Here is a 25,578-nt window from a genome sequence, read left to right as displayed (position 1 = left end):
CCAATTATTGCCTTCCTCCAAATGATAATCTTCCCCGCCGCCGACTGCAAATACTAAGGCGGCCCCACCAAGGTTCATACGCAGCAAAAGCCTTTTGGATTCCGCTTTCTTCCCTTTACGTTCTTTTCTTTTCCGTCTATAATGGGAATATAGCGGTTTTGAAATGAAGTTTCACGGAATGAAACCTCGACTCGGTTGCTGCCAAGCGCCGTTTTTTTGACGCGTTTCATTCCGGAAACCCAGCTGTGGCAACACCTTTCCCGCAGCCGTCCTTTTCGTTTCCTAATTGCAAATTGCCTGAGGGGAGCAAAGCTAGATGCCATTGCAAAATCAGTACTCGGTCCGTTCTACGCTTGAAGTCGGCGGTAAGTCCTACACTTACTACAGCCTTCAAGGTCTGGAAGAGAAGGGACACGGAGCCATCTCCAAGCTTCCGGTCTCCATCAAAGTCCTGCTCGAAGGCGCCGTGCGCCAGTTCGACGGACGCGGCATCACTGCCGATCACGTGAAACAGCTCATGAGCTGGGCCGAGAAGCGCGAAGACAAGGAAATCCCGTTCATTCCGTCCCGTATCGTCCTGCAGGATCTCACCGGCGTGCCGGTTGTCGTCGATCTTGCGGCCATGCGCGAGACGGTCAAGAAAGCCGGCGGAGATCCGAAGAAGATCAACCCGCTCGTGCCGGTCGACCTCGTCATCGACCACTCCGTCATGGTTGACGCCTTCGGCTCGCCTGACGCTCTGGAAATCAACCAGAAAATCGAATTCGAGCGCAACGCCGAGCGCTACAAGTTCTTCCGCTGGGCGCAAACCGCGTTCGACAACTTCCGCGCGGTACCGCCGGATACGGGCATCGTCCACCAGGTCAACCTGGAATATCTCGCTTCCGTAGCCACGACGAAGGTGATTGACGGCGAAACGGTCGTCTTCCCGGACTCCCTCGTCGGCACGGACTCCCACACGACGATGATCAACGGCCTCGGCATCGTAGGCTGGGGCGTCGGCGGCATCGAGGCCGAAGCCGGCATGCTCGGCCAGCCGCTCTACTTCGTCGCTCCCGAGGTCATCGGCTTCAAGCTGACCGGCATGCTGGCGGAAGGCGCTACGGCGACCGACCTTGCCCTGACGGTTACCGAGATTCTCCGCAAGCGCGGCGTTGTCGGCAAGTTCGTGGAATTCTTCGGCGACGGCCTCTCCAACATCAGCCTGCCTGACCGCGCGACGGTCGCCAACATGGCTCCGGAATACGGCGCCACGGTCGGCTTCTTCCCGGTCGACGCCATCACGCTGAATTTCCTGCGCCAGACGGGCCGCACGGAAGAGCAGATCGAGCTGGTCGAGGCTTACTACAAGGCTCAAGGCATGTTCCGCACGGACGACACGCCGGATCCGACGTTCACCGACGTCATCGAGCTCGACCTGTCCACGATCGTTCCTTCCCTGGCCGGTCCGAAGCGTCCTCAGGACCGCATCGAGCTGACCGCCATGAAGGAAGCTTGGAGCAACACGGTCCGCACGCCGGTCGACAAAGGCGGCTACGGCCTGTCCGACGCCAAGATCGAAGAAGTCGTCGAAGTGAAGCACAAAAACGGAAAAGTGAGCCAAATGGGCACCGGCGCCGTCGTGCTGGCAGCCATCACGAGCTGCACGAACACGTCCAACCCTAGCGTTATGCTGGGCGCCGGCCTCGTGGCCAAGAAAGCCGTTGAAAAAGGCCTCGTGAAGCCGGAATACGTGAAGAGCTCCCTGACTCCGGGATCCCTTGTCGTAACCGACTACCTCACGAAGTCCGGCCTGCTGCCTTACCTCGAGAAGCTCGGCTTCTACGTGGCGGGCTACGGCTGCGCGACCTGCATCGGCAACTCCGGCCCGCTGCCGGACGAGATCAGCCAAGCGATCGCCGACAACGACATGACGGTCGCTGCCGTCCTGTCCGGCAACCGGAACTTCGAGGGCCGCATCCATGCCCAGATCAAAGCCAACTACCTGGCGTCTCCGCCGCTCGTAGTCGCTTACGCACTGGCCGGCACGGTCGACATCGACTTCGCGAACGATCCGATCGGCCACGACCAGCAGGGCGAGCCTGTATACCTGCGCGACATCTGGCCTTCCTCCGAGGAGATCGCGAACGCGGCAAGCTCCGCGATTACGCCTCAGATGTTCCGCGACAAGTACGACAATGTCTACACGCACAACGAGCGCTGGAACCAGATTCCGGTTCCGCAGGGCGAGCTGTACGAGTGGGATGAGAACTCCACGTACATCGCCAACCCGCCGTTCTTCGACAGCCTGGCGGACGGCATCCGCGATGTCGAGGACATCAAGCATGCCAAGACGCTCCTGCTGCTGGGCGATTCCGTCACGACGGACCATATCTCCCCTGCAGGCAGCATCCGCGCCGACTATCCGGGCGGCAAGTACCTCATCGAGCACGGCGTCGAGAAGAAGGACTTCAACTCCTACGGATCCCGCCGCGGCCATCACGAGGTCATGGTTCGCGGAACGTTCGCCAACATCCGCATCCGCAACCAGGTCGCTCCGGGCACCGAGGGCAGCTACACGACTTACCTGCCGACGGATGAAGTGACGTCCGTCTACGAAGGTTCGATGAAATATCAAGCCGACAAGACGAACCTCATCGTCATCGGCGGCAAAGAGTACGGCACCGGCAGCTCCCGCGACTGGGCAGCCAAAGGCACGTTCCTGCTCGGCGTCAAAGCCGTCATCACCGAGAGCTTCGAGCGGATCCACCGCGCGAACCTGGTCGGCATGGGCGTTCTGCCGCTCTGCTTCCAGGAAGGCCAAGGCTGGAAAACGCTCGGCATCACGGGACGCGAGACCTTCGACATTGAAGGCCTGAGCAACGACGTGAAGCCTGGCGACAAAGTGACCGTCGTCGCTACGCGCGAAGACGGCAGCACCTTCCAATTCCAGGTTACCGTCCGTCTGGACTCCCTGGTCGAGGTCGACTACTACCGCAACGGCGGCATCCTGCAGACCGTTCTGCGCCAGATGCTGAGCGAGCAGAAGTAAGCTTTCGAATGACTAAATAAGATTGAAGCAACAAAACAGGAGAAACCGAGCCCTGCTCGGTTTTCTCCTGTTTTTTTTACCTGCCCATACAGCCTTCTCAAGCAAATTGCAGACAAAACAAACTGCCCGACCACCAGGCTTACATGTTCAAGCCTAGAAGCAGGAACAGTGGAAATGACCGTTGGTTTAAAAAAGAATTACAACAAAGGAATAGGCAGATAATGAACTGCTTTTCCTTGAGTTATTTTGTCAATCACTCAATTAGGTTCGGTCGTCGTTTCTTCAATATCTGTAAAATAGTGTAAATATAATGCTGAAGTACTATTCCTTTTTATTGGCTAAAAATATACATTTTTTAAACAGATTAATCTTGCAAAAGAATCAACAAATGATACCGGCGAGGCAAGAGACATAGCTACCGAACAACTAGTCTCAGCAATCTCTTCAAATCCACTCCAGCGGGCTGGTGAGTCATTTATTTTTTAAAAGGAGTTAATCTTAACAAGATGAAGAAACTATCCTGCTTTGTCCTATCCTTAATATGCACTTTCATATTGACATTGATCTTTACCCTTATATTTCGTTATAGCAATGCTGAAGGTGACCATATCATAATTTTTTCTCTACTGGTTACTATCTCCATTCAAATTTCGTTTGTAATCACATTACTGATTAGCCGAAAATGAAAACTTTCATCATTTGGGTTGGATTAAGAAAAACTGCTGGCATTCATGCCAACACAGCAAAAAGGGACGAAACTGGAGCTTTATCGGTTTCGTCCCTTTTTATGGCCGCTTTTCTAGGCAGATTATGGGCAGTGCGGAGCCATCCGGCATCCAGCCAACATCATTCCAGCCCTTTTCCCTCTATGAAAAGCAAAGAGGCCTCCCTTCGTGGAGGCCTCTGAAAAAGAAGCAAAGGATGCGGAATCATTCTGGAGAAACGAACGTGCTCGCCTTTGTCCCCGAAATTCAACCGCTAAAGGCGGTAAATCAGAGAATTTTGGGAACAACAGCGATCGGAAAAATGATCCGCATGCGCAGCGACACCTTTTTCAGCGGCCTTCCCTTCGGGCAGCCTCTTATTTCCCCGTTTTGAAGGCCGCATCATGAGCCTTGGCGAAGTCGGCCGGAGTGATCTCGCCCCCGAACAGCGCCTGGATCTGGTTCAGGTGGACCTCGGCGGCGGCGCCCGCCATCTGCACGTCGGCGAACAGCGTAATGCTCGTCGCCTTGTTCACTTCCTTGAGCAGGTCGACGTACAGCTGCGGCAGCTCGATCTTGGACGTGTCCACCTTGGTGGCCGGGATGACGCCGGCGCCGTTGACCGACTCCTCGCCCCATCGCTTCACGAAGTACTTCACGAACTTCTTCGCTTCTTCCCGGACCGGGGAGTTCTCGGCGACGAACAGGCCGACGCCCGGACCGCCTACCCAGCCGTCGATATTGCCCTTGCCGCCGGCTATCGTCGGAAATTTGAAAAAGCCCATGCTGTCGCGGAAGTCCTGCGGGATGTTGGCGCTCGTCGTGTAGTTCGGGAGCTCCCAGGTGCCCATCAGATACATGGCCGCCTCGCTGTTCATATATTCCGCTTTCACTTCGTCATTCGACAGGCCGTTGAAGCCTTTGTTGAAGGCATTCATGGCGACCAGATCCTGCACGCGCCTGGCCGCCTCGACCAGGCCGGGCTCGGTGAAGGAGGAGGCGCCCTTGATGGCGCTCGCCAGCTTCTCCGTTCCGGCGATGCGGTCCGCCAGGTACATGTACCAGAGAGAGCCCGTCCAGCGGTCCTTGTTGCCCAGGGCGATCGGCACGACGCCATGGTCCGCGAGCGTCTTCACGATCTTCAGAAACTCGTCGTAGGTGGCGGGAGGCTGCAGGCCGTATTTCTCGAAGATGCGCTTGTTGTAATAGACGGGAGCGATATTGAACTCCAGCGGCAGCGCGTACGTTTTGCCGCCTGCCATATAGGCTTCCGTCGTGCCCGGAATGAACGAGTCCTGCAGCTCGCCGTGCAGCAGATCGTCAAGAGGCGTGAACAGCCCGCCTTGGACGAAATCCTGCAAATAACCGGCCGCCCAGGTGAGGCCGACATCCGGCAGCTCGTTGACGGCGGAGAGCACCCTGATCTTGGCCTTGTACCGCTCATTGTCCAGCACTTCCTGCTTGATCGTGACGCCGGGATTCTCCGCCTCATACTCGGCGACGATCTTGTTCACGATCTGGTGCTGGCCCGATGCGCCGCCCTCCGGCCACAGATGCATCATATTGATCGTCACCGTCTGGCCGGCTTCCCCGCCAGTCCCTTCGGGATCGCCGCCCGAGCCTTTTACGCATCCGGACATCATGAGCGCCAGGGCGGCTGCAAGAGCCGCGACCGCTCGGATTTTTTTGCCCACGTTCATAGCCTCCACCAACCCGCTCGCAGGATGAGCTCCGGACGGAATGAGCGCCTTACTCCTTCACTCCGCCAAGCGCTACGCCCGCGATAATATATCTCGACAGCAGGAAGTATATCACAAACAGCGGCAGCACGGTCAGAGACAGTCCCATGTAGATCGAGCCGAATTCCGTCTTGTAGATATCCCCCTTGAGCAGGCTGACCATGATCGGCAAGGTGTACTTGCTCTTGTCGGTGAGGAGGATGAGCGGCATGAACAGGTTGTTCCAGCTCGCCACGAAGGCGAAGATCGCCTGAGTGGCGATCGCCGGAACCATGATCGGCAGGACGATGCGGTTGAAGGTGTAGAACTCGCCCGCGCCATCGATCCGCGATGCCTCCACCATCTCGATGGACAGCGTCGCGAGCAGATACTGCCGCATGAAGAACACGATCGCCGGCGCTGCGATGGACGGAAGGATGAGCGGCAGGAAGCTGTTCGTCCAGTGCAGCTGGTACATCATCTTGTAGAAGCCGATCGCGCTCGCCTGGGCCGGAATCATCATGACGAGCATGATGAAGGTGAAGAACGCCTGGCGCATCCTCCAGTTGTAGGCGACCAGGGCATAAGCGGTCAGCGACGAGAAGTAGACCGCGCAGATCGTCGAGAAGCCCGAGATGATCAGCGAGTTGAAAAAGCCCTTGAGCGGATCGAAGCTCTTGCTGAGCAGCACGTCCAGATTGGTCTTCATGTGGACCGAAGGCAGCAGGGAAAGGCCGCTTTGGATTTCCGCCGTGGAGCGGGTGGCGTTGACGAACATGATCCAGAAGGGCAGGATACTCAGCAGCGACAGGATGATGCAGACGACATAAACGATTGTTTTGTTGATGCGAAGGGAGACTCCCGCGCTTTTTTGAAGGTTGGCCACGCCTTACATCCCCCTTGCCGCCGCTTCAGCAGCTTTATTCCGATTTTTAGCCGCTTTTTTGGCTTTAGCCGCATCGCGGTCGCGCATGAGGTAGAACAGCAGGGCCGACAGCACGGCCGCAATGATGAACATGATCATGCTGGCGGCAGCGGCGCGGTTGTACATGTAGCTGCCCTTGAACGCCTGACCGTAGATGAACACGGAGGTCGTCAGCGTCGCGTCGTCCGGCCCGCCGTACAGGAACAGCTGCGGAATGTCGAACAGCTGCAGGCCGCCGATCATCGATGTGATCAGCGTATAGAGCATGATCGTCCGCAGGCTCGGCAGCGTCACGCGGAAAAAGATCTGCCATCCGTTCGCCCCGTCGATGGAGGCGGCCTCGAACAGCGCGGGGTTGATGCCCATGACGCCTGCGATGAGGATGATCATCGTGTTGCCGTACCACATCCAGAACTGGATGAACGCGACGATTCCCTGCGCCGTCGTCTTGTCCTGCAGGTAATTGACGGGAGCGTCGATCCAGCCGAGCGACTCCAGCAGGCTGTTGATCGGTCCCATCGGATACGAGAACAGCGAGTTGAACAGGACGGCGATCGTGCTCGCCGTAATGATGTTCGGCATGTAGAGCAGCACTTTGAATATGCCCTGCCCCCGCACCTTCGTGCGCTGGCTCGTGAACCACGCGGTGAGCAGCAGCGCCAGCAGCATCTGGGGAATGAAGTTGAGAATCCAGATGAGGGCTGTGTTGGAAAGCGACTTGCGGAAGGAGACGTTGTCGAAGAGAAGATACCTGAAGTTCTCGAACGGCTGGTCCAGGAAATGGACCGGCTTCGGGATGACTCCCTTCATATCCGTAAACCCGATGACCGCGGTATACAGAACGGGATAGAACGAGAATACCAGGAACGCAAGCAGGAATGGCAGGCTGAACAGATAGCCGAATTTTGAATAGCTGACGCCCTTGCGGCGCATGGCTCTCACCCCATATCGATCAAATTCAGATAAGGGGCGGGATGACCCGCCCCTTTGGCGCTGTTACTCGCTTTCGATTCCGAGCTGATCCTGGACCTTCTGCTTGAAGTCCTTGATCGTCTGCTCCCGGCTCTTCTTGCCTTCGGAATATTCGCGCACCTGATCGCGCCAGATGAGGTTGATCGATTCGTCGTATTGGGTGAGGTTTTTGCCTGTCGCGTTGGCGTTGGCCGGAACGAAGACGTCGAACATGTTCTGTCCGCCCAGCAGGTCGACCTTGCCGTCCGATTTGGACATGACGACGGAGGAGGCTACGCTGTCCTTCGTGCCCTGCTCGCCTTCCTTCATCGTGCCGTTCGCCCAGTAGTACTGGAGGCCCGTCTCGGAGGAATCAAGCGTGACCCACTTGACGAAATCCGCCACGGCCGCTTTTTTGGCGTCGTCCTTGGCCGCTTCCTTGTTCGCGAGCAGCCAGGTGCCGCCCCAGAAGAAGCCTGTCGTCGGCTCCGTTACGGCCCAGTCGCCGCTGGTGTCCTTCACTTGGCCGTTCATGACGTAGTTGATGAGCCAGGCGGGGCCGAAGAAGCCGAAGATCGGCTGCTTGCCGGTGCCGGACATATCCGCATACCAGCCCTCGGTCCAGTCCTTCGTGTCGTTGGAATAGCCGTTGTCCTTCAGCTTCTTGGAGAAGTCGAGGAACTGCTCCCGCTTCGGATCGATATGCAGCTTGCCGTCTACGAGCCAGCCTTTGTCGGAGCTGTTTTCAATCGGATGCCAGATGTCGCCGTCGCCGGAGACGATGCCGTAGCCTTTGGCCTTCAGCTTCGCGGCCGCATCGAAGAACTTGTCCCAGCCGGGACCGATCTCCGTCTTGATCGCAGCGGGATCGTCGGTGCCGAATACGTCCTTGGCGAGCGAGCGGCGATAGATGAACGCCCCGCCGGTCGCTTGATAAGCGAGCGCCTTGAGCTGGCCGTCCTTGCTGCCGATGTCCACGGAATATTGGGCGATGCCGGCATCCTTCACCAGCTGGTCCTCCAGGCCCAGATCGGCATAGTTGGCCGCGTAGTCGGAAGCGTCGCCCTGCGTATACTTGAGAACGAAGGCGGACTCGGCCGCATAGATGTCCGGAGCGTCCTTGCCGCCGCCGGCGAGCGCCTGGTCGAGGGCCGGCTGGTAAGCTCCGTCCGTCGTCGCGATGACCGTCGTTTTGAAGTCGACGTTCGCATCGGGGTGGGTTTCGAGGTATTTTTTCGTCATGTTCGGAATTTCATCCGTGAAGCTCCACAGATTGATCGTGACCTTCTCCGCAGGCTTGCCCGTCGCGGAGCCCGTATTGGAGCTGGTACCCGAGTTGCTCGCCCCTGCATTGTCGGCGGGCGAATTCGAGTTGCCGCCGCATGCAGCGAGAACAGATGACAACAGAACGATAGCCGTCGTGGTCGATAAAACGCGCTTCATGTGTGTTTCCTCCCCTTTTTGTGACGCACTGTTCTTGTAACCGCATACATAATTATAAAATTTGCAATGTAAGCGCAACAGTAACAGCGATTGGGAGAAATTCCACTTTTATCGGATCGATGAATCGGCGTCCAGCACCTGGCTCCGGTACTGCCTCGGGCTTGTCCCCTCGTTGTCCTTGAACACCTTGATGAAATATTTGGCCGTGCCGTAGCCGACCTTCTCGGCGATCTCGGAGATCGGCATCCGGGTCGAGACCAGCAGCTCCTTGGCCCGCTGCAGCCTTAGGCGCGTGAGATAGTCGCTGAAGGTGACGCCGGTCTGCTCCTTGAACAGCACGCTGAAATAACTCGCATTGAGATGCGTCAGCTCCGCGACCTGCTTCATGCTGATCGGCTCCTCCAGATGGGCGTCGATATAGCTGATGGCGTCCTTGATCGGCGTGCCGTAGCGCGCTTCGCCGCGGCCGACCTCCAGCAGCTTGGCGTCGACGAGCTTCTCCATCGCATCGATGCGGTCCCGGCCGTCGTCGAGCTCGAACGCTCTCTGCACGGTTTCCACCAGGATATCCTTGTCCAGCGGCTTGAGAATGTAGTCGAAGGCCCCGAGCTGCAGCGCCTTCCGCGCATAGTCGAATTCGGCATAACCGGAAATGACGATGATGACGGGCAGAGGCCCGCGCCCCGCCAGCGTCTCCAGCATCTGCAGCCCGTCCACCTCCGGCATCCGCACATCCGTGATGATGATATGGGCTGTATTGAGTTTCAACCATTCCAGCGCCTCGACTCCGCTCGCCGCCGTCTCGATCCGGTGCCGGCCCGCCGACCAGGCGGTGAGCGTCTTCTGGATGCCCAGCCGCGTGCGAGGCTCATCGTCCACAATCAACAACGTTTTCATCCGCGTTCGTCTCCTCCCGAAGGAATCGTGATCTCAAAGCTTACTGTCGTGCCTGAGCCGGCCTTGCTCTCGATATGCAGCCCGCCTCCGCGATCCGTGGAGCCGGGATAATGGAGCTTGAGTCGCCTTTGGACGTTGGACATGGCTACTCCAGCCCCTTTCTTGGAATCCTGGGGAGCGACGGCATCGAGGCTCTGCATGAGCCGGATCACCGTCTCGCCGTCCATCCCGATTCCGTCGTCGATGACGGCCACGGTCGCGAAGCCGGGCTCGGCGGAATGAATTCGGACTTTGACGGATCCTGGCACGATGCGGCTCTCCACGCCGTGCAAAATCGCATTTTCCACGAGCGGCTGCAGGATGAGCTTTGGAATCGGCACCTGAAGCAGCTCCTCCTCGACGTCGATGTCCCAGCTCAGCCGGTCGATGAGGCGCATTTTCATGATCTGCAAATAGCGCTGCGTGTGCTCCACCTCGTCGCGGACGGTCACCCACTCATCGTCGGCCGCCGCGCTGCCGATGACATAGCGGAACAATCCCGACATGGCGAGAATTGTCCGCGCCAGCTCGCTCTCCTCTTTTTCCTCCAGCGACCAATAAAACGCTTCCAGCGTGTTGAACAGGAAATGCGGATTGATCTGCGCCTGCAGCGCCTTGAGCTCGGTGCGGCTCTGGGTGAGCTCCTTCTCATAAACGACCTGGATCAGCTCGTTCATATGGTCGACCATCCGGTTGTATGTGTGGTTCAGCTCGTTGATCTCCATCGTCCGCAGGCGGTTGTCGCCGGCCGGAATCGGCTTGAGCCCCCCGAATCGGGCGCTGCGCATCGTTCTCATGAGCTGCTGGATAGGCCGCGTGATCATCGTCGACAGCAGCAGCGTCAGCAGCAGGAAGGCGAAAGCGGCGATTCCGATCGACACATAGATGGCCATTCGCAGCACCGAGATGCCCTCCGTCGCCGCCTCGACCGGCAGGAGCAGCACGAGCTTCCAGCCCGTGACGCCGGAATGCTGGCGGACGGCCAGCATCCGCTCCTGGCCGACCGTCACGGTGCTGCCGCTCTGGGCGATGACCGCCGACGCCGTCTCGTCATCCATATCCGACAGGATCGGATTGCCCTCGGCGTCGCTCAGCAGCATGGACTCCCTTCCTTTGGACGGATCTCCTCGGCTCTCCGATTGATCCATCTTGAAGTAATCCCGGTTGACATGAACGACCACGTAGCCGCCGGGCGAATAGGCATGATCGAGCAGGTTGATGCGGCGGACGGCGAGCACCGTGTCCGGCGATCGCGGATCGATTCCGATCCAGGCGAGGCGGCCCTTCTTTTCGTCCGCTGCCGCTAGCGCATCTCCGGAAATGCGGTTCAGGCTCGTATCGTCGAGCGGGAACAGCCGCTTGTTGCCGATGGTGTAGAGCTCCAGCGAGCTGATGCCGGAGGAATAGGCCATGTAATTGTTCGCGATCTGCAGCAGCGACTGGCGCTCGTTGAAATTGGAGCGGATCCCCTGCACCTCCCGGGAGAGCAGCTTCTGCACATAGGAATCCGCAGCGACCTGGGTCGTGAGCGAGTCGATCCCCTTCAGCAGCGCATCCAGCCGCCCGTTGGCCTGAATGGCGGTCTGCTGGATATGCTTTTCCGCACTTTGCTTGAGAAGCACGGACACCTCTCCGTAAATAAACGCTCCTGCAAAGGTCAGCACGAGAATCATCGTCAGCGTAAAGCTGATGAAGATCTGATTTCGTAGCGTGTTGGTCTCCCGCAGGTGGCCCAGCAGCCGATTGCCCCACCCTCTCACTGGCAACAGTCCTCGCTTCCGTCATGCTAGAATGCTAGCATCAACGTAATGGATTCGGATAATCGTGTCAAATGGTTGTTGCTCCCCCGAAAACCAATTTTAACGGTATTTTTCACAAGCATCGGAGACTGCCGGAGACGGGGAAGGTTCTGCTAAAATTAGGGGAGAACTTGATTCCAACCATCGGGGATGACTGAAAATGAAAACGGTTAACTACAAGGAACCTATCGTAACCCACATCTTCACCGCCGACCCGTCGGCGCATGTATTCGAGGGCAAGCTGTACATCTATCCGTCTCATGATCTGGACCATGAGCAGGTGTCGAACGACAACGGCGACCAATACGACATGGAGGACTACCACGTCCTGTCGATGGAGGATGAGAGCTCTCCCTGCATCGACCACGGCGAGGCTCTTCATCTGCGGGACATTCCCTGGGCCAAGCAGCAGCTTTGGGCTCCGGACGCGGCCTGCAGGAACGGCCGCTACTACCTGTTCTTCCCGGCCCGGGATCATGATCATGTCTTCCGCATCGGCGTCGCGACCGGCGCCTCGCCGGCCGGCCCGTTCGAGCCGCAGCCGAGCTATATTCCCGGCAGCTTCAGCATCGACCCGGCCGTGTTCGTCGATGGCGACGAAGCCTACATGTACTTCGGAGGCTTGTGGGGCGGCCAGCTCGAGAAATGGCAGACCGGGGAATTCCTCGCCGATGCCGAAGGTCCGGCGCCGGACGCCCCGGCGCTAGGACCGCGCGTGGCCCGGCTCAGCGCCGACATGCTGTCGTTCCAGGAGCCGCCGAGCGAGGTTTCCATCGTCGACATCGACGGCCGGCCGATCCTCGCGGGCGACGAGGACCGGCGGTATTTTGAAGGTCCATGGATGCACAAATACAACGGAAAGTATTACCTCTCCTATTCGACCGGCACGACGCACAAGCTCGTCTATGCCGTAGGCGACAATCCTTGCGGACCGTTCACGTTCCAGGGCACGATTCTTAACCCGGTTATCGGCTGGACGACCCACCACTCTATCGTGGAATTCCAGGGGAAATGGTATCTGTTCTATCACGACAGCTCCCTGTCCGACGGCGCCGACAACAAGCGCTGCGTGAAGTTCGCCGAGCTCAAGTACAAGGAAGACGGCACGATCGAGACGATCGATCCGTACGAGTAAAGGTGGCGGGCCTGTCGGAGCAGCAGCGTCCTCGGACAGGAGCATGAACCGACAAAAGGCACCCGGTCCGGGTGCCTTTCCTGCTTTTTCGGCTGCCTTTAGTCGATCGGTAGCCGCGGGCTCATTCCCGTTCTCCTCGATAGAGAGAATACCGTTCATGGGCCCCATATCGACAGTCCAACAATCCGCTATCGAACGTTCTTGCGAGCCGCCCGGCCTCCAAGCGTCCTCCTCTATTCAAGGAGATATCCGCTCACTTCGCGACGGCTGCAGAGGCTCCTCGCCTTCTTTTCATGAAGGCGTTGATCCGCTCGGAGAACAGCAGCAGTCCGGCCGCCAGGACCAGAAGGTACAGCGGCAGGATGCCGCTGGCCGACCGGGAGGCGATGAAGCCGAACAGCGGCGGCAGCAGCGTGCTTCCCGTATAAGCGGCGGCCATCTGGAAGCCCATGATCGATTGGGACGGACCTTTGCCGAAGCGCACCGGCGTCTCATGCAGCATGCAGGGGAATATAGGCGCGAGCCCGAGTCCCACGACGACGAACCCGATCAGCGAGAATACGGTCGGCAAAGGCAGGAGCATGAGGACGATTCCCGTCACGGCCAGCAGCTGCCCGCCGCGGATCATCGCGCGGTTGCTCAGCTTGAAGGTGACGAAGCCGGCCAGGAACCTGCCTGCGGTAATGCCCCCGTAGTAGAAGGAGATCCATTTGGCGGCATCCGTCGCGGACACGCCTTTGGATTCCGACAAATAGGTGCTGCCCCAAAGGCCGAGCGTGGCTTCAACGCCGGAATAAAACAGGAACGAGAGCAAGGCCAGCTTGACGCCCTTGATTTTGAAGGGAATGGCGCCTCCTGCCCGGTCATTCTCCTCCGTTGCCTCGGAACCGCCCGCTTGGTCCGTCCGGCTCAATCGCGCGACTTTGGCCCACAGCGGCAGCGTCAGCAGCAGGATGAGAACGAGTCCGAACTGGATCAGCGAGACGTTGAGATAGCCGTTCCTCCACGACCGCTCCAGGATGGAATGGGCCATGATGACTGGCCCAAGCGTAGCTCCGACGCCCCAGAAGCAGTGCAGCCAGCTCATATGCCGGGCTTTGTAATGCTCCGCGACATAGCTGTTCAGCCCGGCATCGACGCAGCCGGCTCCAAGCCCGAGCGGAACGGCAAAAACGAACAGCCAGGCCGTCGCCGGAGCATAGGAAAAGCCGAGCAAGGCTGCCGCCGTGACGAGGCAGCTGAACAAGGTCACCTTGCCGGTGCCGAAGCGCTTAAGAAGGATTCCGGTAGCCAGGCTGGATACGATTGTGCCGGCGGTGACCGTCATGAAAATCAGCCCGGCCATGGAGACCGGCGCTCCGATATCCCGGTGCAGGGCCGGCCATGCCGCTCCGAGCATCGAATCGGGCAAGCCCAGACTGATGAAGGCCAAGTAGATGATGATCAAAAAGAAAGCTGCCATCGTTTCACCCTTCCGTTCTTGACGAAAATAGATCCTGAGAAATCATTGCTTCAAGGGAAAGGGTCTTCAGTCCGCCCAAATAGTCGGAAGGCCAGTGGCTGTGGACAAGCTCGGGCAGATGCTCCAGGGGAACATAGCTGCGGCTCCTCTGGCCGATCCGCTCCAGCAGCGCCTCGTCGGCCTCGGAGTCGCAAAATACGATCCGCTTCGGGTTGAGGATGACCGTGAATGCAGCCACCAGCCGGGCGACCGCATCGACATGGACCTCATCCAGCGTCCTCCCGTCCAGAAATCCGCGCTCCTGCAAAGCCTGCCCGAAATTCCGCTGTCCGTCCATGGGGACAAAGGAGATTTCGCCTGAGAAGGAGGTGTTCCCGCGCAGAATGGTGCCGTTCGCCATGATGCCCGCCCCTGGTCCATTGTTGCCGAAATAAAGATACACGAGCGAGGCCGATTCGGCTTCGTCCGCCTTGGCGGCAAAACCGAGCACCGCGGCGTTCATGTCATTTTCGACCCGGACCGGAATCTGAAGCCTCTCCTCGAAGTAGGCTTTCAGCTCCAAGCCTTCGTAGCGGCCGTAACCCGGAATATAACCGATCTTCCCATTCTTCACCGATCCCGGAACGCCGATGGCAAGCGAGCGCATCCTCGGATATTTAGCCATCAGCTCCTCCACCTGCAGCTGCAGCGCTTCGATGCCCTCGGTGAGCACGCTCGGGGCGATTCCTTCCTCCCTGGCCTCTCCCATGCAGTCGAAGACGGAGTAGCGGGTCTCTTCCTTCTCGAGATAGACCGCCAGGCCGAGCATGAAATCGGGATTGTACGCATACCTGCCCGCCCGCCGGCCGCCGCTCGAATCGTCCAGCCCTATGGACCGCAGCTCTCCTTCCTTCTCCATGAGCGATACGAACTTGCTGATGGTGGGAAAGCTGAGGGACAGGCTGCGGCTCAGCTCGGCCTTGGTCGCGTGCCCCTTGGCGATCAGGCTGGATCGAATCGCTGCGGTTATGGTCCTGCGGATTTCACTGGGATCCGTCCGAGGCTCGCTCATCGATCGTCCCTCCCTTTCCTAACTTTTTAAACACGTTTACTAAGTTGGTTCGATCCTACCAGAGAATCAGCGGTTAGGCAACCTATTTCTCCTTCTTCCGTTGGTAAAGGCGGCTGCCATCCATAGATGGACAGCCGCACCGCATGGCTGTCCCCTTCACGGTCATCCGGCCTAAGCCTCCTTCGCTCTTAGCTATTCGGTCCACATCCAGCGTGCTGCAAGCGCCTCTTCCTATAGCGAAACCCATAGATCGCCATACCGATGGATCATTCCTTCCCCGCCGACATCCAGCTCGGCCTCGAAGGATGCGCTGCGGTAGCGATAGCGGGATTCCTCCTCCAGACAGCGATAAGACTGCTTCAGAGGCTGAACCGCGAGTGAAGGAAAGCGTACCCATGCCGCAGTCGTCTCCGCCTCTTGTCCCTTGCGCAGTCCGAGCCTGCGGATCGGCAGCGTGTTCGTAGCGGGAGTCAGCTCGATATCGATGTCCAGGCAGCCTTGCAGCTCGGGCAGCTCCCGGCCGTCCATCGTCCAGTTTCCCCGCCCGTCCGCCTCCAGATGAAGACGGGCCTCCTCGCCGCCATAGGCCAATTCGACCGACACTTCCCGCGTAAGCCAATCCGGGCAGGTCCTGATCAGGTAGGTGCAGCTGACAGGCTCGGAGCCGAGCCTTCCGACGATGCTTCCTGCCAGAAGGCGGCCTTCTTGGACGCGGAAGAGGCGGCAGTGCTCTAAAAATGGCTCATCCAGCCGTTTCCACAGCCGGGATTGGAGCAGAAGATGGAGATTTGATTTCATGGTCATGGAGAATGTCCTCCTTAGCTAGAGAATGAACGAGATTGGATTCGGGCAAAGATGAGGTAAATACATGTACGATCCATACAGGCTATCGCCGGTTCGTGGAAGGAGAATGAATTCATGTCGACTCAAAAAGAACCGGGAAGCAGGCTTCCCGAGCAAGCCGTCAACGCCATCGAGCAAATCTCCGGCACTCATCCAGGCTACAGGCGCGCTCATGCCAAGGGCATCTGCTGCGAGGCCGTATTCCGTCCCAGCGGAGCCGTCTCGGAATGGACGACGGCTCCCCATCTGCAGCAAGAGGAGACGCGCGCCATCATGCGCTTCTCCAATACGAATCCCGATCCCGACAACCGCGACCTGCTCTCTCCAGCGAAGGGACTTGCGGTCCAGTTCCTTCTGCCGGACGGAGCGAGGCCGGTCATCGTCGCCGCTACGACTCCTGTCTTCTTCGCCCGGACGCCCGAATCCTTCCTGGAGATGATGCAGGCTTTCCAGGAGGCGAAGCGCGGCGGCATCTCCGTCAAGGAGATTTTCACCGATCTGATCGGCCGGTTCCCCCATGCGAAGAGCGCCCTCGCCTCCATCTCCGCCCTGAAGCCGCCGGCCAGCTTCGCCAGCCGCCCGTATTATTCCATTCATGCGTTTTATTTCGTCGATAAGGCGGGCAAGCGGCGCCCGGTCAAATATGAATGGATTCCCGATGCGGGAGAAGACCATCTCGCGCTTGTGAAGGCGCCTTTTGCCGGGCATGATTACCTGGAAAAGGAATTGGCCGGGCGGCTGGAGGCATCTCCTGTCGGCTTCACGCTGCGCATCGTTCGGGGAGAGGAATGGGATCCCGTCGACGATCCGACCACGGAATGGCCGAGGGACCGGGAAGCCATCGATGCCGGCCAGCTTCTCGTGACCCGCATCGTCGAGGAACCGGAAGGGCTGCTCATGGATCCGACTGTGACCGGGGAAGGCATCGAAGTCAGCGAGGATCCGATTTTGCGCTTCCGCAAGGACGCCTACGCGGTCAGCTTCGAGCGGCGCTCGCAGGGGCTCTGACGTTCAGACGGACACCGAACTCCATATAAGCTGCTTAACGGCAAAAAAAGCACCGGCCTCCGGCCGGTGCTTCAGTCTGTCCTCAATCAGCTTTTCATCCTCGGATCCAGCACATCGCGCAGGCCGTCCCCGATCAGATTGAAGCCGAGCACCGTCAGCATGATCGACAAGCCCGGGAAAATGACCGTCCACGGCGCGTTCTGGATGAACTGCCGGGAATCGGACAGCATCTTGCCCCATTCCGGCTCCGGGGGCTGCGCGCCCATGCCGAGAAATCCGAGCGCTGCCGCCTCGATAATCGCCGTCGCGATGCCGAGCGTGCCTTGCACGATGATCGGACCCAGGCAGTTGGGAAGAATATGCTGCCACAGAATGCGGGAATTTTTCATGCCGATCGCCCGGGCGGCCATGATGTATTCCTCCTCGCGAAGGCTGAGCACCCTGGCTCGGACGAGCCGGCCGAACACCGGCACGTTCACGATGGCGATGGCGAGCAGCGCATTCTGCAGCGAAGGCCCGAGAGCGGCCACGATGGCGATCGCCAGCAGAATACCGGGGAACGCAAGCAGAATGTCGAAGAAGCGGGAGATGAGCGCATCGAGCCAGCGGCCGTAATAGCCGGCCACGATGCCGAGCATCGTGCCTGCGACGATGGAGCCGACAACGGAGCTGATGCCTACCCAGAGGGAAATCCGGGTTCCGTAGATGATCCGGGAAAAGATGTCGCGGCCCAGGTCGTCGGTGCCGAACCAGTGCTCTCCTCCCGGCTTGTGCAGCCGGTTGACCAGCTCTTGCTCCTTGTAGTCGTAGGGAGCGATGAACGGCGCCAGCACGGCAATCAGTACGAAGAAGACGATGATGCCGAGACCGACCATGGCCAGCCTGTTTTTGCGGAAGCTGCGCCAGCCGTCCCTCCAGGAGGAGGAAACCTCGGTCTTGGCCGGGGGCGGCGGCGCAAGCTTGATTGCCGGTTGTGACATGGGCTTTCCTCCTACTTGAAGTTGATTCTCGGATCAACCGCCGCGTACAGCAGATCGACCAGAAGATTGATGAGCACGAAGATGAAAGCGATGATCAGGATGCCGGACTGGATGACCGGATAATCCCGGGAGGCGATCGCGTCGAAGATATAACGTCCGACGCCCGGCCAGGCGAAGATCGTCTCGGTCAGGACGGCTCCCCCGAGCAGCAGGCCGAACTGCAGGCCGATGACCGTCAGCACCGGGATGAAGGCGTTGCGCAGGGCATGCTTGTAGATGATGAACATCTGCGACAAGCCCTTGGCCTTGGCGGTGCGGATATAGTCGGACCGCAGCACCTCCAGCATGCTGGAGCGCGTCATCCGGGCAATGATCGCCATCGGGATCGTGCCGAGCGCGATGCCCGGCAGGATGAGATGTTTGACGACCGTCCAGAACTGATCCGCCCTGCCCGAGAGCAGCGAGTCGATCAGATACAGGCTGGTGACCGATTCCACCGGATCGCGCGCATTCATCCTGCCGATCGACGGCAGCCACTTGAGCTCCAGCGCGAACAGCCACTGCTCCATGAGGCCGAGCCAGAAGATCGGCATCGACACCCCGATGAGAGCGATCAGCATGCTGAGATAATCGAACCAGGAGTTCTGCTTCCAGGCGCTGAGAATGCCGGCGTTCACCCCGAAGAACACGGCAAAGGCCATCGCCACCAAAGTCAGCTCCAGAGTGGCCGCCAGATAAGGCGTGATTTCGGCGGATATCGGCTCGCGGGTGCGGATCGACGTGCCCAGATCGCCGGCGGCGAGCTTTTTCAAATAGTCCCCGTACTGCACGAGAAGAGGCTGGTCAAGCTTGAGCTCCTTGCGCAGGGCTTCCTTGGACGAATTGCTCGCCTTCTCGCCGAGAATGACCTCCGCGGGATCTCCGGGAATCGCGTGGATGATGGAAAAGACGATGATCGTCATTCCCAGCAGAACCGGAATCAGCATGAGCAGACGTCGAATCGTGTAGTTCAGCATCAATGTCTCCCCTTAAGCCAATAGGCGTCTCAATAGAAGAGACGGCAGGCCGGCCTGCCGTCTGCTTGATCTGCGATTGAAGCGACGATGGTTACTTGAAGTAGATCTCGGTGTACGGCTCGGACCCCGTCGGCGAAGGCGTGTAGCCCGCCAGCTTGGCCGATCCGGCCAGCAGCGGCGTGGAGTGGACGAGCGGAATCCACGGGGCATCCTGCTTGATCAGCACCTGCGCCTGCTTGTACAGCTCCTCGCGCTTGGCGCTGTCGGTCTCCGACTGGCCTTCGCTCAGAAGCTTGTTGACTTCGTCATTGGAGTAGAAGCTGTAGTTGTTGCTGCCGATGGCGTCCTTATGCAGCAGCGTGAAGAGGAAGTTGTCCGGGTCGCCGTTGTCGCCCGTCCAGCCGAGCATGAACAGATCGTCCTTCTCGCCTTTTTTGACATCGTCGAGGTAAGTCGCCCATTCCGGGGACTCGATCTTCGTCTTCACGCCGATCTTGGCGAAGTCGGCCTGGATCGCCTCGGCGACCTTTTTGCCGTCCGGCATGTAAGGACGCGCGACAGGCATCGCGTAGAACGTCATCTCTTCAGGCAGTCCGCTCGGATAGCCCGCCTCGGCAAGCAATTGCTTCGCTTTTTCAAGGTCGTAAGGGTAGTCTTGAACGTCCTTGTTGTAGCCCAGCGTGGAAGGCGGCATCGGATTGACCGCCGGCTCCGCCAGTCCGCCGTAGAACGCCTGGATGATGGCTTCCTTGTTGACGGCGTAGTTCAGGGCGACGCGGACTTTCGGGTTGTCGAACGGCTTCTTCTTGATGTTGAAGCCGAGATACCCGATGTTGAAGGATGCGCGCACGATCTTCTGAAGGTCGGCATTTCCTTCAAGCGTCTTGAGATCATCCGGGTTGACGCCTTCCATCAGGTCGATCTCTCCGTTTTGCAGCGCCGTGAAGCGGGCGGAGTTGTCCGGAATGACCTTGAAGACGACTTTGTTCAGCTTAGGCAGGCCTTGCTGCCAGTAGGTCGGGTTCTTCTCCACGGTGATGGAGTCGTTGCGCTTCCATTCCTTGAAGACGAACGGCCCCGTGCCGACCGGCTCCGACTTGAACTTGTCCTTCTTTTCCTTGATCGCCGTCGGAGAACCGATTCCGAACGGCGGCATGGCGATGTTCTGGAGGAATGGCGCCTGGGGCTGGTTCAGGACGAACTTGACCGTGCCGGGGTCGACAGCCGTCACTTCCTTGATGACGCGGGAGCCGTCCGGCCCGAACATGGAGTCGTAGTAGTCGAAGGAATCGCCTTCGAATTTGAACTCGCTCTTCGGATCGCTCCAGCGGGTGAAGTTGAAGACGACAGCGTCGGCGTTGAAGTCCGTGCCGTCCGAGAACTTGACTCCTTGCCTCAGCTTGAACGTGTACGTCAGGCCGTCCGGACTGACTTCATAGCTTTCGGCCAGTTTGGGCTGAATTTCGGTCGTGCCCGGCTTGTAGTCGAGCAGGCCCTCGAAAATCTGCTGCGTGACCTTGAGGGATTCGCCGTCCGTGACGATGGACGCGTCGAGAGCGGCGGAATCGCCGCCGCGGGCGGTGATCAGCGTATCCTGCGAGGTGGCGGAGGAATCCGCCGGGGTGCCGCTCGGAGCGGGGCTGCTGGAGCTGCTGGCCGGGGAGCTTCCCGGGGAATTGCCGGCATTGTCGCTGCCGCTGCAGCCTGTCAGGGTGAGAACGGATGCCAGCACGAGCGCAGCTCCGGGTTTATACCATTTGTTCAAAATTGTCTCCTCCTCTGAATCTCTCTTCGTTTCCCGAATCCGTCTTGATGGTGAATCTATCGTTGAAATCCGTTACGCCTCCGCGGAGCCGTACAGATGACAAGCCGTCATATGGCCTTCCGAAGTCGGCTGGAGCACCGGCTTCTGCTGCCTGCAGATGTCCATCACCTGCGGACAGCGGGTGCTGAAGACGCAGCCCTGCGGGACGTTGGCCGGACTCGGAATCTCGCCCTGCAGGATGATCCTCTCGCTGGCCGCGTTCGGATCCGGCTTGGGCACGGCGGACAGCAGCGCCTGCGTATAAGGATGCTTGGGCTCCCGGTAAAGGGAATGCTTGTCCGCCAGCTCCACGATCCGCCCCAGATACATGACCGCCACCCGGTCGCAGAAATGCTTCACGACGCTGAGATCATGGGCGATGAACACATAGGTCAGTCCGAACTCATCCTTGAGATCCTGCATCAGGTTGAGAATCTGCGACTGGATCGACACGTCCAGCGCCGATACCGGCTCGTCCGCAACGATCAGCTTCGGCTGCAGCATGAGCGCCCGCGCGATTGCGATCCGCTGCCGCTGTCCGCCCGAGAACTGATGAGGGAACCGGTCCAGCTGCCAGGAGCTGAGGCCAACCGTCTCCATCACCCGCTCCACCCGGCTGCGCCGCTCCTCGGCGCTGCCGATGCCGTGCACGATCAGCGGCTCCTCGAGAATCTTGCGAACCTTGTGGCGGGGATTGAGAGAGGCGAACGGATCCTGGAAAATCATCCCCATGTCCCTGCGGATCTCTCTCATGCGGCTATCGGAAAATTCCGTCACTTTATGGCCGTCGAACATGACCTCGCCGCCGGTAGGCTCGATAAGCCTCAGAAGCGAGCGGCCCGTCGTCGACTTGCCGCAGCCGCTTTCGCCGACAATGCCGAACGATTCGCCCTTCCTCACCTGGAAGCTGACATCGTCGACGGCCTTCACCTGCCCGACCTCGCGCTGGAACAAGCCTTTGCGGATCGGGAAATACGTCTTGAGAGAACGAACCTCCAGCAGGCTGTCCTCCTGAACCTGGGTCGGGCTCAATTCGCCACCTCCTCGATCGTATTCAGCCAGCAGCGGGAACGATGGCCCGGGCTCGTCGTCGGCACGAGCTCCGGAAGCGAATGCAGGCACTTGTCCATGACGTGCTCGCAGCGCGCGGCGAACCGGCAGCCTTCCTTGACCGAGCCGGGCTTCGGCACGTTGCCGGGGATCGAGTAGAGCCGCTTCACATCCTCCTCGATCTTCGGAATGGAGCGGATCAGCCCCTGCGTGTAGGGATGCCGCGGCTTCTCGAAGATTTCGCGGACGGTTCCTTCCTCCACAACCTTGCCGGCATACATGACGACAACCCTGTGGCACACCTCCGCGACGACGCCGAGGTCATGCGTGATCATCATGATCGCCGTCCCGGTCTCCTCGTTGAGCTTCTTCATGAGATCCAGAATCTGCGCCTGGATCGTCACGTCGAGCGCCGTCGTCGGCTCGTCGGCGATCAGCAGCTCCGGCTCGCAGCAGAGGGCGATCGCGATCATCACCCGCTGCCGCATGCCGCCGGAGAGCTGATGCGGGTAGCCCCTGAGAATCGTCTCCGCCCTGGAGATGCCGACCTTCTTCAGCATTTCCAGCGCTTGCGAGGACGCCTCCTTGCGGCTCATGCTGCGGTGGGCCCTCAGCGTCTCGACGATCTGATCCCCGATCGTAAGCAGCGGGTTCAGCGATGTCATCGGCTCCTGGAAGATCATCGAAATTTCATCGCCGCGGATCTGCTTCATCCGCTTCTCCTTGGCCTGGACGAGGTCCTCGCCCTTGAACAGGATCGATCCGCCGGCGTATTTGCCGGGCGGCTGCGGAATCAGCCTCATGACCGACAGGGAAGTGACGCTTTTGCCGCAGCCCGATTCGCCGACTACGCCTACGATTTCGCCTTGATGTATAACCAGATCCATGCCGTCGACCGCGGGAATCTCGCCTTGGTCCGTTACGAAATGAGTGCGTAAATCCCTAATCTCCAGCAGCGTCGAACCCATGCGCCCGGTCTCCTTTACGTTCATTTCATTTCTCGCTTTAATGCATTAATGTATCATTATTCAAAAGCAAACATCCACTAATTTCCTGTTTACGGCTGAATGCTTGATTTAAAATCCATCGAAAATAAACACCGATTGTTCTGGCAATTCCAATAATTAAATGCAAACTTAGTTAACACAGATTGTAATACAGAGATGAGCGGTTCGTAAATACGAATTAAAAATAAATTTTCTCACATAAAAATTCAAATGGAAACGTTGTCAAACAGAGGACTCCGCCGTTAGGCAGAATCCCCTTCCATTTACAGGCTATTGGTGGTACTTTATCTAACTTCAAATTCAGGTGAGTGAGGACGGATTTTCCAGAGAATTGGATGTTCCGAGGAATAAATAAATGCAGAAATCGTTATGCATGTTGAAGAAGAATTTTCTTTTCACTGTTTTTTTTCCATCCAATCCCGAGACTGGCCGGATGCGCTCCGTTGGCCGCCGCAGGCCCCCGCTCTGACATCCCAATGCAGGAGAATGAGGCTTTCCGCCAAGGCGGCCCGCTCCATCGCACGCCAAACTCTGCCTGGATGAATATAGGCCAAGTTCTAATTCAACATTTGCGCGCTTAGCCAAAACGCGACAACGAGGGTCAGGACCGGTGAAGCGAGCGCAGCCGCCAGCTTGCCCGGACTTGCCTGCCAATGGTCCAGAAGCAGGTCCATACCGGCCAACAGCGCTCCGGCGAGGCAGCCGAGCAGCCCCGCCATCCATGCCGCGCCGCCGGAGGCTGGCTGAAGCATCATGCCGAGTCCTGCACCGCATGCCGCATGGAGAAGGATATAGGGAGCCTTTCTTCCGGGTAGCCATTTCCTGCAAGACCACTCCAGGAGAAAGGAGACCAGCGTGCCGCAGACAGCCAGGACCGCACCTCCATATAGAATGAACAGGAAGACCCATTCTGCCAGCTCGAATACCCCTGCCGCATCGGCTCCGTAAACCGGAACGAATAGACTCAGCGAAGCTGCAAGCAGCGCGGCTGCATATGCGGAAAGAAGCTTGCGGAGGACCGCGCCGATCACGGCATTCATCCCGATTGCTCACTACGTTTAAAAGCTGCCATGCTCCAGCCCCCATTGGGCACGAATCGCGTCCAGCGTCCCCATGATCTCCACGGTTTCATTCAGGGGCATGATATCGCTGGCTGTCCGGCTGCTGCGGATGCAATCCATCGCTTCAATCGCCTGATAAGCATGTCCGGAAAAATCCCGGTTGTCCTCGGCGATCACAGGCTCCTGCCCGTCGATATGGAGCTCCGCTCGGCGGGTCCACAGAAATCCCGGAATATGGATACGGCCCTTCGTACCATATATCCAGGCATCGTTGTTCATGCCAAGACGGATAGACGCATGCAGGGAAGCGGCCGCTCCTCCCTCGTAATCGAACAGGAGCGAGAATCGCTCGTCTACGCCCGTTTCCCCGATCTCGACCGTGCTTTGAATCCGCGAGGGCTGCACTCCGAAAACGAAGGAAGCAAAAGAAACCGGGTATATGCCGGCATCCAGCAGCGCGCCTCCGCCAAGCTGCTTGTTCAACAGCCTGCCCTCCGGGTTCCAGCCCGCGTCGAATCCGAATTCGGCCTTGAGCAGCTTGATCTCTCCGACAGCGCCGTCGGCCAGCCACTTCCGGACGGCGGCGATCGGAGGCAGGAAGCGGGTCCACATGGCCTCCATGACGAAAAGCCCTTTGCCTGCCGCCGCAGCCTCGATCTCCCTCGCTTCGTCCGCATCCATCGTGAACGGCTTCTCGCACAGCACATGCTTGCCGCCCGCCAGGCATTCCAGCACATTCTCCTTGTGCACGGGATGAATCGTTCCGATGTAGACGATGTCGACTTCCGGATCGGCGGCCAGTCCAGCTGCGCTTCCATGCGTGCGGAGGATGCCGTGTTTCTCCGCGAAAGACTTCGTCTTCTCCGGATCCCGGCCCGCCACCGCCGTTACGACGGCACCGGGCGCATGCGCCAAATCCCGTACGAAACCTCCCGACATGCCGCCCGGTCCCATGATGCCCCAACGAATCGTGCTCGGTGCTCCTTCACTCACTCGGCCTCATCCTCTCTCTTGTTCAGCTCTTCATACGGTTTGTTCGACATCCGCAACTATAGTCCTCCACGGCAGGCCAAATGCATCCGCAGCGCCACGGCATGCGCCAGACGGCTTCCGCGCTCTTCAAAACCGCAAAAAAACCGGCATCCGCAGCAGCGGATACCGGTTCGCTCAGTTTTTTTCATCGGCGATCCGGAACAGGGCGCCGACGCCTTTATCGCCGAAGCGCCCGCCCTTGACGGTCAAGGAATAGCTTCCGGGCTGGGGATTGTTGAGAACGATGACGTTCTCCCCTTTGCTCAGGGCGATTCCGGCGCCGAGGCTGCCTGCATCGAGCGTGAGTCCGCTCCCCGCGTCGGCCTTCACCACAACGATCGCCTTGATCATCGCCCCCCGCTTGAAATCCACCCGCTCGGGAGTGATTCCCGCCGCGCTGACGACGATTTGCGCTTCCTGCAGATCGTTGTCCGAATCGTAGCTGGCCGCAGCGGCTGCCTGCCTGCCGTATTGGCCCACGGGAATAGCGCTGCCCAGTACAAGCAGCAGGACGCAGGATAGGGCGGCAATCGAACACCAGGCAGCAGCCGCGCTCCTGTGCGAAGCCGGATTTGCCGCCTGCGAGGAACGACTTTTCGCTTGCTGCTGCGGCTTTTTTGTC

The 25,578-nt window shown here is 59.0% G+C and carries 20 protein-coding genes; 3 read left to right on the top strand and 17 right to left on the bottom strand.

Annotated features, from left to right (window positions below; translation table 11 throughout):
• Window positions 1-316: 316 nt before the first annotated feature.
• Complete coding sequence (acnA, locus tag VE23_RS21980; RefSeq protein WP_021878248.1) at window positions 317-3,031, top strand: aconitate hydratase AcnA; 2,715 nt, start codon at window positions 317-319, stop codon at window positions 3,029-3,031.
• Between the two features lie 1,081 nt (window positions 3,032-4,112).
• Here acnA and VE23_RS21975 read toward each other — a convergent pair.
• The 6 genes from VE23_RS21975 to VE23_RS21950 form a co-directional block, all read right to left on the bottom strand.
• Window positions 4,113-5,429 carry an extracellular solute-binding protein gene (locus tag VE23_RS21975; protein WP_442950540.1) on the bottom strand — a complete coding sequence of 439 codons (1,317 nt, stop codon included), beginning with the start codon at window positions 5,427-5,429 and terminating at the stop codon, window positions 4,113-4,115.
• A gap of 55 nt (window positions 5,430-5,484) precedes the next feature.
• A complete protein-coding gene (locus tag VE23_RS21970; protein WP_048745141.1) occupies window positions 5,485-6,339 on the bottom strand; it encodes a carbohydrate ABC transporter permease in 855 nt (284 codons plus the stop codon).
• 3 nt (window positions 6,340-6,342) lie between these two features.
• Complete coding sequence (locus tag VE23_RS21965) at window positions 6,343-7,311, bottom strand: carbohydrate ABC transporter permease (RefSeq protein ID WP_048745140.1); 969 nt, start codon at window positions 7,309-7,311, stop codon at window positions 6,343-6,345.
• 63 nt (window positions 7,312-7,374) lie between these two features.
• A complete protein-coding gene (locus VE23_RS21960; RefSeq protein ID WP_049869119.1) occupies window positions 7,375-8,772 on the bottom strand; it encodes an ABC transporter substrate-binding protein in 1,398 nt (465 codons plus the stop codon).
• A gap of 108 nt (window positions 8,773-8,880) precedes the next feature.
• Window positions 8,881-9,669 (bottom strand): response regulator transcription factor, encoded by a 789-nt coding sequence (locus VE23_RS21955; protein ID WP_049869118.1) that lies wholly within the window; start codon window positions 9,667-9,669, stop codon window positions 8,881-8,883.
• Window positions 9,666-11,468 carry a cache domain-containing sensor histidine kinase gene (locus VE23_RS21950; protein WP_307721820.1) on the bottom strand — a complete coding sequence of 601 codons (1,803 nt, stop codon included), beginning with the start codon at window positions 11,466-11,468 and terminating at the stop codon, window positions 9,666-9,668. Before VE23_RS21950 ends, VE23_RS21955 begins: the two co-directional genes overlap by 4 nt.
• A 199-nt stretch (window positions 11,469-11,667) precedes the next feature.
• Between VE23_RS21950 and VE23_RS21945 the strand changes: the two genes are divergently transcribed.
• Window positions 11,668-12,642 carry a glycoside hydrolase family 43 protein gene (locus VE23_RS21945; RefSeq protein WP_049869116.1) on the top strand — a complete coding sequence of 325 codons (975 nt, stop codon included), beginning with the start codon at window positions 11,668-11,670 and terminating at the stop codon, window positions 12,640-12,642.
• Between the two features lie 253 nt (window positions 12,643-12,895).
• On the opposite strand, the gene VE23_RS21940 is transcribed toward VE23_RS21945, so the two are convergent.
• The 3 genes from VE23_RS21940 to VE23_RS21930 form a co-directional block, all read right to left on the bottom strand.
• Window positions 12,896-14,104: an MFS transporter gene (locus VE23_RS21940; protein WP_049869115.1), complete on the bottom strand. Its 1,209-nt coding sequence runs from the start codon at window positions 14,102-14,104 to the stop codon at window positions 12,896-12,898.
• A 4-nt stretch (window positions 14,105-14,108) separates the two neighbouring features.
• Window positions 14,109-15,155: an ROK family protein gene (locus tag VE23_RS21935; protein ID WP_049869114.1), complete on the bottom strand. Its 1,047-nt coding sequence runs from the start codon at window positions 15,153-15,155 to the stop codon at window positions 14,109-14,111.
• A gap of 231 nt (window positions 15,156-15,386) precedes the next feature.
• Complete coding sequence (locus VE23_RS21930) at window positions 15,387-15,959, bottom strand: putative glycolipid-binding domain-containing protein (protein WP_049869113.1); 573 nt, start codon at window positions 15,957-15,959, stop codon at window positions 15,387-15,389.
• 114 nt (window positions 15,960-16,073) lie between these two features.
• On the opposite strand from VE23_RS21930, the gene VE23_RS21925 reads away from it, so the two are divergent.
• Window positions 16,074-17,006, top strand: coding sequence for a catalase family peroxidase (locus VE23_RS21925; protein WP_048745134.1), 933 nt, complete (start codon window positions 16,074-16,076; stop codon window positions 17,004-17,006).
• An 86-nt stretch (window positions 17,007-17,092) separates the two neighbouring features.
• Here the strand turns inward: VE23_RS21925 and VE23_RS21920 are convergent, their stop codons facing one another.
• From VE23_RS21920 to VE23_RS27145, 8 genes are all read right to left on the bottom strand, one after another.
• Window positions 17,093-17,986, bottom strand: a complete 894-nt coding sequence (locus VE23_RS21920) for an ABC transporter permease (RefSeq protein WP_049869112.1) — start codon at window positions 17,984-17,986, stop codon at window positions 17,093-17,095.
• 11 nt (window positions 17,987-17,997) lie between these two features.
• Window positions 17,998-19,002: an ABC transporter permease gene (locus VE23_RS21915; protein ID WP_049869110.1), complete on the bottom strand. Its 1,005-nt coding sequence runs from the start codon at window positions 19,000-19,002 to the stop codon at window positions 17,998-18,000.
• 91 nt (window positions 19,003-19,093) lie between these two features.
• Window positions 19,094-20,770 carry an ABC transporter substrate-binding protein gene (locus VE23_RS21910; RefSeq protein ID WP_048745133.1) on the bottom strand — a complete coding sequence of 559 codons (1,677 nt, stop codon included), beginning with the start codon at window positions 20,768-20,770 and terminating at the stop codon, window positions 19,094-19,096.
• 69 nt (window positions 20,771-20,839) lie between these two features.
• A complete protein-coding gene (locus VE23_RS21905; protein WP_048745132.1) occupies window positions 20,840-21,838 on the bottom strand; it encodes an ABC transporter ATP-binding protein in 999 nt (332 codons plus the stop codon).
• Window positions 21,835-22,824, bottom strand: coding sequence for an ABC transporter ATP-binding protein (locus VE23_RS21900; RefSeq protein WP_048745131.1), 990 nt, complete (start codon window positions 22,822-22,824; stop codon window positions 21,835-21,837). Before VE23_RS21900 ends, VE23_RS21905 begins: the two co-directional genes overlap by 4 nt.
• 596 nt (window positions 22,825-23,420) lie before the next feature.
• Window positions 23,421-23,903 (bottom strand): hypothetical protein, encoded by a 483-nt coding sequence (locus VE23_RS21895; RefSeq protein WP_021878268.1) that lies wholly within the window; start codon window positions 23,901-23,903, stop codon window positions 23,421-23,423.
• A gap of 18 nt (window positions 23,904-23,921) precedes the next feature.
• Window positions 23,922-24,917: a Gfo/Idh/MocA family protein gene (locus VE23_RS21890; RefSeq protein WP_232312868.1), complete on the bottom strand. Its 996-nt coding sequence runs from the start codon at window positions 24,915-24,917 to the stop codon at window positions 23,922-23,924.
• A gap of 174 nt (window positions 24,918-25,091) precedes the next feature.
• Window positions 25,092-25,578, bottom strand: a 487-nt coding sequence (locus VE23_RS27145; RefSeq protein WP_198156202.1) for a hypothetical protein, incomplete at its 5' end; no start/stop codon positions are given.

Origin of the sequence: Paenibacillus sp. D9 (assembly GCF_001188365.1) — a bacterium.
In the GTDB taxonomy this organism is placed as follows: Bacteria; Bacillota; Bacilli; order Paenibacillales; family Paenibacillaceae; genus Paenibacillus_O; species Paenibacillus_O humicus.
Note: the sequence above shows the minus strand (reverse complement) of the source record. Positions and strands in the feature narration are given on the sequence as shown.

Coding starts and splice junctions, on each gene's coding strand:
- acnA (WP_021878248.1), top strand. CDS start 317: ATGCCATTGCAAAATCAGTACTCGGTCCGTTCTACGCTTGAAGTCGGC.
- VE23_RS21965 (WP_048745140.1), bottom strand. CDS start 7,311: ATGCGCCGCAAGGGCGTCAGCTATTCAAAATTCGGCTATCTGTTCAGC.
- VE23_RS21960 (WP_049869119.1), bottom strand. CDS start 8,772: ATGAAGCGCGTTTTATCGACCACGACGGCTATCGTTCTGTTGTCATCT.
- VE23_RS21955 (WP_049869118.1), bottom strand. CDS start 9,669: ATGAAAACGTTGTTGATTGTGGACGATGAGCCTCGCACGCGGCTGGGC.
- VE23_RS21945 (WP_049869116.1), top strand. CDS start 11,668: ATGAAAACGGTTAACTACAAGGAACCTATCGTAACCCACATCTTCACC.
- VE23_RS21940 (WP_049869115.1), bottom strand. CDS start 14,104: ATGGCAGCTTTCTTTTTGATCATCATCTACTTGGCCTTCATCAGTCTG.
- VE23_RS21935 (WP_049869114.1), bottom strand. CDS start 15,155: ATGAGCGAGCCTCGGACGGATCCCAGTGAAATCCGCAGGACCATAACC.
- VE23_RS21930 (WP_049869113.1), bottom strand. CDS start 15,959: ATGACCATGAAATCAAATCTCCATCTTCTGCTCCAATCCCGGCTGTGG.
- VE23_RS21925 (WP_048745134.1), top strand. CDS start 16,074: ATGTCGACTCAAAAAGAACCGGGAAGCAGGCTTCCCGAGCAAGCCGTC.
- VE23_RS21920 (WP_049869112.1), bottom strand. CDS start 17,986: ATGTCACAACCGGCAATCAAGCTTGCGCCGCCGCCCCCGGCCAAGACC.
- VE23_RS21915 (WP_049869110.1), bottom strand. CDS start 19,002: ATGCTGAACTACACGATTCGACGTCTGCTCATGCTGATTCCGGTTCTG.
- VE23_RS21900 (WP_048745131.1), bottom strand. CDS start 22,824: ATGGGTTCGACGCTGCTGGAGATTAGGGATTTACGCACTCATTTCGTA.
- VE23_RS21895 (WP_021878268.1), bottom strand. CDS start 23,903: ATGAATGCCGTGATCGGCGCGGTCCTCCGCAAGCTTCTTTCCGCATAT.